The 2126-nt window shown below is 42.0% G+C and carries 2 protein-coding genes and 2 pseudogenes; all 4 read left to right on the top strand.

Annotated elements, in window-relative coordinates; genetic code table 11:
* Positions 1–242, top strand: a pseudogene (locus H6G97_RS50325) (hypothetical protein); the annotation flags it as partial.
* A 39-nt stretch (positions 243–281) separates the two neighbouring features.
* Positions 282–689: pseudogene (locus H6G97_RS50320) on the top strand (transposase); the annotation flags it as partial.
* 242 nt (positions 690–931) lie between these two features.
* Positions 932–1084: a hypothetical protein gene (locus tag H6G97_RS50315; protein ID WP_190947684.1), complete on the top strand. Its 153-nt coding sequence runs from the start codon at positions 932–934 to the stop codon at positions 1082–1084.
* A gap of 58 nt (positions 1085–1142) precedes the next feature.
* The gene (locus H6G97_RS50310; protein WP_190947683.1) at positions 1143–1685 is read left to right on the top strand and encodes a universal stress protein; all 543 of its coding nucleotides are present in this window, start codon (positions 1143–1145) and stop codon (positions 1683–1685) included.
* Positions 1686–2126 lie beyond the last annotated feature (441 nt).

Genomic DNA, 2126 nt, shown 5'->3' with positions numbered 1-2126 from the left:
AGTTGGCTGCTAGAACTATGGTACAGCGACGCAAGATTAGTTATGCCACCCAAACAGAACTTGGTACCAAAGCATGGGATATTTTCATGTCCCTGGTTGCCACTACTCGTAAGTTAGGTATTAGCTTTTTTGAGTATATGCATGACCGGATTTTGCAACTCGGTGATATTCCCTGTTTGGGTAACATTATTCGAGAGAAGTCTTCTTCTAACCCATTTGGTTGGTCGTGGCTACCTGAATAAATCTCTACCCCGAAATTTTGAGCCGATACAAAAATACATGGGCGTAAACGACATCTAAGTGTAGATTTGTTAGGGCTGGTTTTGCGAGTCTTGGTAACCTCAGCCAGTCTTCCAGAACGAGAAGGAGCGAAAAAAGTTCTCAACCGAGTTCACAATACAGGCAGTCAGGTAAAACGTTTAAATCTTATTTGGATGGACGGCGGATACCGTGGTGAAGAATTTATGCGTTGGGTGATGGATATGTTTCGCTGGATTGTGGAAATTGTGCTTCGACCATTGGAAAAGAAAGGTTTTGTCCATTTACCAAAGCGCTGGGTTGTTGAGCGAACTTTTGGTTGGCTTAACTGGTGTCGACGTTTAAGTAAAGATTATGAACGACTACCAGAAACCTCTGAGACTTTTATTTACATTGCGATGATCCGGATTATGGTCAGGCGACTGGCATAATTTTTAACTCGCTTCGACTTTTAAAACATCCTCTTAGAACTAATTTTACAAATACTAAAAGGTAGACCAATCATTTCAATTATTGATGGGACAGGAGATAGAAAGAAAGGAACTAAGATTGATCTATGTTTAGTTGTGATTTGGGTAGACTAGGGCTACAGTAAGGAGAAGTTCGCCCAAACATTTTTGCAGGTTTGTAGTGCCAAAGTTGAAATTATCAAGCGAACCGAAGCATAATTTCAGTGTTGCCAAAACCTGGGTTATCGAGTGTACATTTGGGTTGTTTCGTTGGTTGCATGGCACAAGCGACGGACTATGAACTATTGCTAGGCGTGGGCGAGTTGACGAGCGAAACGGCAATGGTGCGCTTGATGTTGAAGCGCCTTGCTGCCTAAAGAGAACCTTTATAAATCAGCTCTTATATGGAGTCACAACAGTTTGGAGGAAGTCTATATGTTTCACAAGATTCTAGTTGCAATCGACACCTCTACATCCGCCAAGGATGTCTTTGATAAAGCCTTGTTCTTAGCAAAAGCGAGCAAGGGCAGCCTTATGTTGTTGCATGTTCTGTCGGGTGAAGAACAGGGCAAAGTAAATATACCTATACTTCCCCGGCAGGATTACTATCCATATCCCGTGATGAGTAAAAAAACTTTGGAGTTCAATCAACAGCAGTGGGAGGTTTTGGAAAAGCAAGGTCTAGAGCTACTACAATCGTGTACGGATGAAGCAAATCTAGCAGGCGTGAGTACAGAATTCATCCAATCCCCTGGTAATCCTGGTCAAACCATCTGTAACTTAGCCTCTACGTGGGGTGCTGACCTAATCGTAGTTGGACGTCAGGGTCTATCTGGTTTGAGTGAGTTAGCCTTGGGCAGTGTCAGCAATTACGTACTCCACAATGCTCCTTGCTCAGTCCTGACTATGCAACACATATCAAAAATGAATACTGAATCTGCTCAAGACGAATCAAGCAGAGTTAGTGCATCGGATTGATATAATTAAAGCGAAACTGAAACTACTATAGAGTTGGAGTAGTCAGCGACTTCTGTAACACCCAACTGGACAGGCTTGTGCAATGTTGCCCACTTTTTACAAACTTGTGTGACGAATTGTATCTCTTCTTGCGCCAAAAGCTCGCTTGGGAACCCAGATGCTAATATCTGAGCTACTTTTACCGCTGTTTCGGATTCCACACCGTACTTTATTAGTTGTATATAAAATAAGCCTTCATTCTCCACAGACATTAAAAGCTTAAGCTGCATAAATAAAGCGGTGTTAAAACTTAACCTTGGAACTCCATGTAATTTTGGTTCTTAATTAATTATAGCGGTTCTCGCTTGAGTGAAATACAAAATGTGGGAGGATGAACAAAGTCAACAGCAAAGTGCATCTGGTATGAAAGCATACTCCATTGACCTCCGCCAAAAAGTAATT

This window comes from Nostoc flagelliforme FACHB-838, assembly GCF_014698065.1.
Lineage (GTDB): Bacteria > Cyanobacteriota > Cyanobacteriia > Cyanobacteriales > Nostocaceae > Nostoc > Nostoc flagelliforme_B.
Note: the sequence above shows the minus strand (reverse complement) of the source record. Positions and strands in the feature narration are given on the sequence as shown.

Coding starts and splice junctions, on each gene's coding strand:
- H6G97_RS50310 (WP_190947683.1), top strand. CDS start 1,143: ATGTTTCACAAGATTCTAGTTGCAATCGACACCTCTACATCCGCCAAG.